The organism is Neoroseomonas rubea, from assembly GCF_016106015.1.
In the GTDB taxonomy this organism is placed as follows: domain Bacteria; phylum Pseudomonadota; class Alphaproteobacteria; order Acetobacterales; family Acetobacteraceae; genus Neoroseomonas; species Neoroseomonas rubea.
Genome location: NZ_JACADQ010000223.1, coordinates 1 through 6,837 on the forward strand (window position 1 = coordinate 1; position 6,837 = coordinate 6,837).

A 6,837-nucleotide genomic window follows, 5' to 3' on the forward strand; every position below is an offset into this window, starting at 1 on the left:
CGCGCTGCTCGCCGAGCCGCCGGCCGAGCAGGACGCGGCCATCGCGCGGGACCTGGCGGGCGTGGGCGCGGAAGCGCTCGCCGCCGCGCTGGTGCGCGTGCTGCGCGCGCCCCTGCCTGCGCCCGAGGAACTGTCGGAGATGGCCCCTGCCCGCCCGACACAGCGGGATGCGCCGGAGGCCCCGCGCGAAGGCGGTTCCGAAGGCGTCTGGTTCCGCGTCGATGTCGGCCGCGCCGGCAATGCGGACCCGCGCTGGCTGCTGCCCTTCCTGTGCCGCCGCGGCCATGTGACGCGGGCGGAGATCGGCCGCATCCGCATCATGGCGCGGGAGACGCAGGTGGAGGTCGCCCCCTACGCCGCCGCCCGCTTCGCCGCCGCCGCGCGGCGGACCGAGGGCGAGGAGGATGCGATCCGCATCGCGGCGATGCAGCCCCTGCCGCGCGACCACCAGCCACCGGGCGAGGAGCCGCGGCGCCGCCCGGTCAGGCCGCCTGAAGGAAACCGAGCCGGGCGCCCTCGAACACCCCGCAGGTGAGCGGCCCACCGGACCAGGCGGCGGTGTCGAAGCAGATGCAGAATAGCACGCGAGAGCTCCGTAGCTCTCAGAGCTATTACGCCATTTAAACAAAAAACCAGAAACAAAATTTTCTAACAAAACCCCAGCTATTCCAGATATATGTAATCGGAGCTAGATTTCTGGAGAATGAAAAGCTCCGAACGCGATAATACTACCATCCCGAAAATACTGTCCATCCAAGATATTCGGATTATCAACTCTTCGTATAAATACTACCACGTTTCTTGGTCCAAAACTGAATTCTAGCCTCTCTTCATTCTCAATAATAGAAACATCTCGAGATCCAGAATTTGGAATATTCCAATCCAGATTTTCGCCCCACACATAAACACCCCTCAAGCGGCCATCGATTCGATAAAGAATTAAGGCTGAACAAAGTGTTGTGGTAGCAACTTGGCCACGGATAGATCCAGGACTGACTATTCTTGACCACGAGCCTGTCCAGTCTCGTAGAAGAACCCTATCGCGGACAGAATTTTGGGGAATATTGAATGTTCTTCCACAATATCGGGGATCATTTGTAGAGGAAGTAGGTAAAATTGCAGAGCACCCGAGAAGGAAAATTCCCAAAAGCATAGGATATATCTTCATAAGATACTCCCCTGTCTCCATTCTCCGGCGTCAATGCGAACCAAAAAAGAATCAATAATAAATAGAACTTATCTTGATGTTAGCTTCAAGTAGATTTTTCGCTGTCTTCCAACATGCCAGAAAAGCACCACGCTAGGTACGTCTACCCCTCATGCCTGCAGAAACCCCAGCCGGTCGCCCTCGAACACCCCGCAGGTGAGCGGCCCGCCGGACCAGGCGGCGGTGTCGAGGCAGATCCTGTTCTCCCGCACCACCGGGTTGAAGCCGGCGGTGTGGCCATGCACCACGACGAAGCCGTGGTCGCGCGGACTGCCGAGGAAATCGTGGCGGATGCGCAGCAGGTCCTCGCGCGACTGCTCCTCGAGCGCGATGCCCGGCCGGATGCCGGCATGGACGAACACGTAGCCGCCTTCCCGGTGGTACAGGTGAAGGCGGCGGAGGAAGCGCAAGATCGCCGGGTCGAAATGCTGCGGCCATTCCTCCCGCGCGCTGTCGGGGTCGATGCCCCAGGCTTCGAGCGTCGCGCGCCCGCCGCCCCAGAGCCAGTCCGCGGCCGCGCCGCCATCGCCCTGCAGCGCGGCGAGCATCGTCTCCTCATGGTTGCCGCAGAGGAACATCGCCTCGAGCCCCGGCACGGGGTCGTTCGCCACCAGGTCCTCCAGCACGCGCCGGCTGTCCGGGCCCTTGTCGACATAGTCGCCCAGGTGCAGCAGCAGGGCTGACGGCGCGGGGCGTGCCTTCAGGTCGGCGGCGATGGCGCGGTGCAGCGCCTTCATCTTGTCGAAGGCACCGTGCACGTCGCCGATCGCGTAGATGCGGCGCCCGCGCGGCAGCGCGGCGGGCGCCTCGCGGAATTCGATCACCGCCGCTCCGCCCGCGGGTCGAGTGCGTCGCGCAGCCCATCGCCCATCAGGTTGAAGGCCAGCACCACGATCATGATGGTCAGGCCCGGGAAGATCGACAGCCACGGCGCCTGGGTGAGGAAGCGCTGGGAGGAGTTGAGCATCGACCCCCAGGACGGGTTCGGCGGCTGCATGCCGAGGCCGAGGAAGGAGAGCGCGGCCTCGGCGATGATGGCTTCCGCAATGGCGAGGCTCGCCTGCACCAGCAGCGGCGGGATGATGTTGGGCAGGACGTGGACAAAGGCGATGCGCCAGGGCGGGTTGCCCAGCGCGCGGGCTGCCTCGATCCAATCGGTCGACTTCGCATCGAGTGCCATGCCGCGCGACAGCCGCACGAAGACCGGGCTCGCGGTGATGGCGATGGCGAGCATCGCGTTTTCCAGCGCTGGCCCGAGGAAGGCGGCGAGCGCGATGGCCAGGATCAGGAAGGGCACCGACAGCATCGCATCCGCGACGCGCGAGATGATCGCATCCGTCCAGCCGCCGGCGAGCCCCGCCAGCAGCCCGAGCGGCACGCCGAGCAGCAGCGCGCCGAGCACCGAGATGACGCCCGCCATGAGCGAGGCGCGCGCCCCCCAGATGACGCGGGAGAGCACGTCGCGCCCGTTCTCGTCCGTGCCCATCCAATGATCCCAGGAGGGCGGCTTGCGGATGCGCGACCAGGAGGTCTGCAGTGGGTCGTAGGGCGCGATGAGGGGCGCGAGGAGCGCAACCGCGACGAACAGCACCACGATGATCAGCCCGAAGACGGCGAGCCGGTGGCGCAGGAAGCGCTTGATGGCGCGCCGCGTCGGGCTTTCTCCGGCGGGAATGGCGGCCGTCGCGCTCATGCCTGCCGGAGCCTCGGGTTGATCGCCATGTAGAGCATGTCGGCGACGAGGCTCAGCAGCACGAAGATCAGCGCGGTCGCCAGCACCACCCCCTGCACCACCGGATAGTCGCGGTTGAACACCGCATCGACGATGAGTTTCCCGAAGCCGGGGATGGTGAAGATCTGCTCGGTCAGCACGGCCCCGGCCAGCAGGCGCCCGAACTCGATGGCGCCGAGGGTGACGACCGGGATGAGCGCGTTGCGCAGCGCGTGCTTCCAGATCACGACGCGTTCCTTGAGCCCCTTCGCGCGCGCCGTCCGCACATAGTCCTGCGACAAGGCCGTCAGCATCGCCGCCCGCGTGTGGCGCATAAGCACCGAGGCAACGCCGGTGCCGAGCACGAAGGCCGGCATGATGGTTGTGGAGATCGACTGCCAGAAATCCTCGGTGATCGGCACGTAGCCCGAGGGCGGCAGCCAGCCGAGTTCCACGCTGAACAGCAGGATCATCATGATGCCGAGCCAGAAATTCGGCGTGGAGATGCCGAACAGCGCGGCCCCGTTCGCCGCCCAGTCGGCCGGGGTATCCTTCTTCACCGCCGAGAGGATGCCGAGCGGCACGCCGATCAGCACCGCGATGACGAAGGCCATCGAGGCGAGCTGAAAGGTCACCGGCAGCTTCGCGAGGATCAGCTCGCTGACGGGCACGCGGATGCGCCAGGAGAAGCCGAAATCCCCGGTCAGCACCTTGCCCATCCACAGCAGGTATTGCTCGTGGATGGGGCGATCGAGGCCGAGCTCGGCGCGGATGGCGGCGAGCACGGCGGGGTCGCCGCGTTCCTCGCCCGCCAGGATCAGCGCCGGGTCGCCGGGCATGAGCTGCTGCAGCCCGAAGATCAGGAAGGAGAGGATCAGGAGGGTGGGGATCACCTGCCCCACCCTGCGCAGCAGCCAGATGCCCATGGCGGGCTAGACCATGTCCCGCGCCGTGGGCGCGGACCATGTGAAGGGCCGGCGGATCGCGCGGCGGCGCGATCCGCGAGCGCGAGGCGTGACCGCGCCGCCCGTGCCCTCCTCGCGCGTCACTGGAACCTCATCCCCTGCAGGCGGATCATGCCGTCCGCGATCGGCCGGTAGCCGACCAGCCGCGTCTGGTGCGCCATGATGTTCTTGCGGTGCCAAAGATAGATGCGGTTCACGTCCTGGCCGAGCGAGATGCGGATCGCCTGGGCATAGAGGTCGCGGCGCTTCGCGACGTCGAGTTCGGTGCGCGCGGCATCGAGCAGCCGGTCCACCTCGGGGTTCGAATAGCGCCCGTCATTCTGGCCGCCGCCGGTGCGGCTGAAGGTGTAGATGTTCCCGTCAGGATCCGTCCGCCCCGACCAGCCGACCAGATAGGTCTGGAAATCGCCCCGTGTCGCCGCCTGCAGCGAGGAGGCGAATTCCATCGCGCGCAGCGTCACGGCGAAGCCGGCCTCGGCCGCCATGGACTGGATCACCTCCCCCACCTGGCGCAGGTCGGGGTTGTTCGGCACCGTCATCTCGATGGCGAGCGGCGTCGTGACGCCGGCCTCGCGCAGCAGCGCACGCGCGCGATCGACGTTGCGCGTCGTCGGCGGGAAGTCCCGCACGTGGAAGGGGTTGGCCGGCGGGAAGGGCTGGCGCGTCGGCGTGTACATCCCTTCATAGACCACCTGGTTGATCGCGGCGCGGTCGATGGCGAGCTCGAAGGCCTGGCGCACGCGCGCATCGCGGCCGAGCGGCGTGTTCGCCCTCTCACCATTGCCCACATTGATGGTGATGCCGAAATAGCCGAGTTCGTCGACGGCGACCGAGCGCAGGTTCCGCTGGCGCTGGATGGCGCGGATGTCGTCGGGTTCCATCCGCTCGGCGAACTCGACCGCGCCGGACTGGATGTTGGCCAGGCGCACGGTGTTGTCCGGGATCGGCAGGTAGGTGACGCGGTCGAAGTGGATGTTCGCCGCATCCCAGTATTCGCGGAAACGCTCGACGACGATGCGTTCCTGCGCCACGCGCTCGACGAAGCGGAAGGGTCCGGCGCAGACCGGCCGGGTGCCGAAGTTCCGGCCCGCCGCTTCCGCCGCCTTGGGGCTCACGATCATCCCCGCGCGATCGGTCAGCGCCGCGAGGAAGGACGCCGAGGGCGCCTTCAGCGTGATGCGCACAGTACGCGCATCGACCACCTCGACCGCCTCCATGTCGGCGATCTCGGAACGGCGGAAGGAGCCCTGCATCGTCATGTGGCGGTTGAGCGAGTAGCGTACCGCCTCCGCATCCATCGCCTCCCCATCATGGAAGCGCACGCCTTCCCGCAGCGTGATGAGAAGCGTCGTCGGGTTTTCCCACCGATGCGCGGTGGCCAGTTGCGGCACGATCTCCAGCCGCTCGTTGATGTCGAAAAGCTTGTCGCACAGCGCCGCATAGACAATGCGGCCGACATAGGTGCGCGACAGCGTGGGGTCGAGGATGTCCGGGTCCTCGCGCAGCGCGATGCGCAGGTGCTGTGCCTGTGCCGGCGCGATCGTCGCGACCGCGGGCAGGATGGCGGCGGCGGCGGCCAGCAGGGCCTTGACGGTGCTTTTCATGGTTGCGCTCCCGGTTGCGGGCCAGGGGCCCGGAAGAAGGATTGCAGGCGCCGCAGCCTTTCGCCACCGGCGGCCCGTTCCGGACGCGGCGGGGCGGGCGGCAGGCGCCCGGTCAGGTGGCAGGCGACGCGATGCGGTCCGGCGGACAGCTCCGGCACCGTGACGCGGCAGCGATCCTCGGCGAAGGGGCAGCGCGTGTGGAAGCGGCAGCCGGGCGGCGGGGCGATCGGGGACGGAACGTCGCCCTCGATCGGCGGCGCCTTGGCCCCATGCCCGGGCACGGCTGCGAGGAGCGCGCGCGTGTAGGGGTGCAGCGGCGCGGTCAGCACCTGCTCCGCCGGCCCTTCCTCGACGATGCGGCCGAGATACATCACAGCGACGCGGTCAGCGACGTGGCGCACCACGCCGAGATCGTGGCTGATCAGCACGAAGGTCAGGCGGAACTCGCGTATCAGGTCGGAGAGCAGGTTGATCACCTGCGCCTGCACGCTGACATCGAGCGCGCTGACCGGCTCATCGCCAACGATCAGGCGCGGGCGGCTGGCCAGCGCGCGGGCAATGGCGATGCGCTGCCGCTGCCCGCCGGAGAATTCATGCGGCCAGCGCCGCGCGAGTTCCGGCCGCAGCCCGACGCGCGCCAGCAGGTCCGCCACGCGCGCGCGTTCCTGGTCGCGCGGCACAATGCGGTGCAGGCGAAGCGGCTCGGCGATCGCCTGCTCCACGGTCATGCGCGGATCGAGGCTCGCGAAGGGGTCCTGGAAGATCAGCTGCATGTCGCGCCGGCGGGCGCGGAGCGCGGCCGCGGACAGGCGCGTCAGATCCTCCCCGGCGAAGCGTACGGACCCCGCATCGGGCGTGATGAGGTTCAGCATCAGCCGCCCGAGCGTCGACTTGCCGCAGCCGCTCTCGCCGACAATCGCGAGCACCTCGCCCTCCGCGACCGAGAGGGAGACGCCATCGACTGCGTGGACGGCGCCGGCGCGGCGGCCGAGCGCGTCCCGCACCGGGAAGCGCTTCACCAGGCCGTCAAGCTCAAGGAGGGCGGTCATGGCAGTGTCGGGGGGAAGGGAACTTCCCCCCGAGCCCCCCAACCTTCCTTGTCCTTGGGGAACTGACCGCCGGGGTCAGTCTCCAACAGACAGAAAAGAGAGGGGGCTCGGGGGAGGTTCCCCTCCCCCGCTTTGTCTTCGTCCATCACGCCGCCTCCAGCACCTGGTCGAGCGGTGCGCGCCAGCAGGCCGAAAGGTGCCCCGGCGCAACTTCCGCCAGCGGCGGCGCGGCTTCCGCGCAGCGCGGCAGCGCGAAGGGGCAGCGCGGCGCGAAGCGGCAGCCCGGCGGCGGCGCGCGCAG

At 67.7% G+C, this 6,837-nt stretch carries 7 protein-coding genes; 1 reads left to right on the forward strand and 6 read right to left on the reverse strand.

Annotated features, from left to right (window positions below):
• On the forward strand, nucleotides 1-535 hold a 535-nt coding region (locus tag HW577_RS17600), incomplete at its 5' end, for a DbpA RNA binding domain-containing protein (protein WP_198377452.1).
• Between the two features lie 782 nt (nucleotides 536-1,317).
• On the opposite strand, the gene HW577_RS17605 is transcribed toward HW577_RS17600, so the two are convergent.
• The 6 genes from HW577_RS17605 to HW577_RS17630 all read right to left on the reverse strand — a co-directional run bounded on the left by HW577_RS17605 (nucleotide 1,318) and on the right by HW577_RS17630 (nucleotide 6,837).
• Nucleotides 1,318-2,031 carry a metallophosphoesterase gene (locus HW577_RS17605; RefSeq protein ID WP_332837750.1) on the reverse strand — a complete coding sequence of 238 codons (714 nt, stop codon included), beginning with the start codon at nucleotides 2,029-2,031 and terminating at the stop codon, nucleotides 1,318-1,320.
• A complete protein-coding gene (locus tag HW577_RS17610; RefSeq protein WP_198377453.1) occupies nucleotides 2,028-2,900 on the reverse strand; it encodes an ABC transporter permease in 873 nt (290 codons plus the stop codon). Before HW577_RS17610 ends, HW577_RS17605 begins: the two co-directional genes overlap by 4 nt.
• Complete coding sequence (locus HW577_RS17615; RefSeq protein WP_198377454.1) at nucleotides 2,897-3,844, reverse strand: ABC transporter permease; 948 nt, start codon at nucleotides 3,842-3,844, stop codon at nucleotides 2,897-2,899. The genes HW577_RS17610 and HW577_RS17615 overlap by 4 nt, the downstream gene beginning before the upstream one ends.
• A gap of 119 nt (nucleotides 3,845-3,963) precedes the next feature.
• Nucleotides 3,964-5,487, reverse strand: a complete 1,524-nt coding sequence (locus HW577_RS17620) for an ABC transporter substrate-binding protein (protein ID WP_198377455.1) — start codon at nucleotides 5,485-5,487, stop codon at nucleotides 3,964-3,966.
• Complete coding sequence (locus HW577_RS17625) at nucleotides 5,484-6,536, reverse strand: ABC transporter ATP-binding protein (protein ID WP_198377456.1); 1,053 nt, start codon at nucleotides 6,534-6,536, stop codon at nucleotides 5,484-5,486. Before HW577_RS17625 ends, HW577_RS17620 begins: the two co-directional genes overlap by 4 nt.
• 145 nt (nucleotides 6,537-6,681) lie before the next feature.
• Nucleotides 6,682-6,837 (reverse strand): oligopeptide/dipeptide ABC transporter ATP-binding protein, encoded by a 156-nt coding sequence (locus HW577_RS17630; protein ID WP_332837751.1) that lies wholly within the window; start codon nucleotides 6,835-6,837, stop codon nucleotides 6,682-6,684.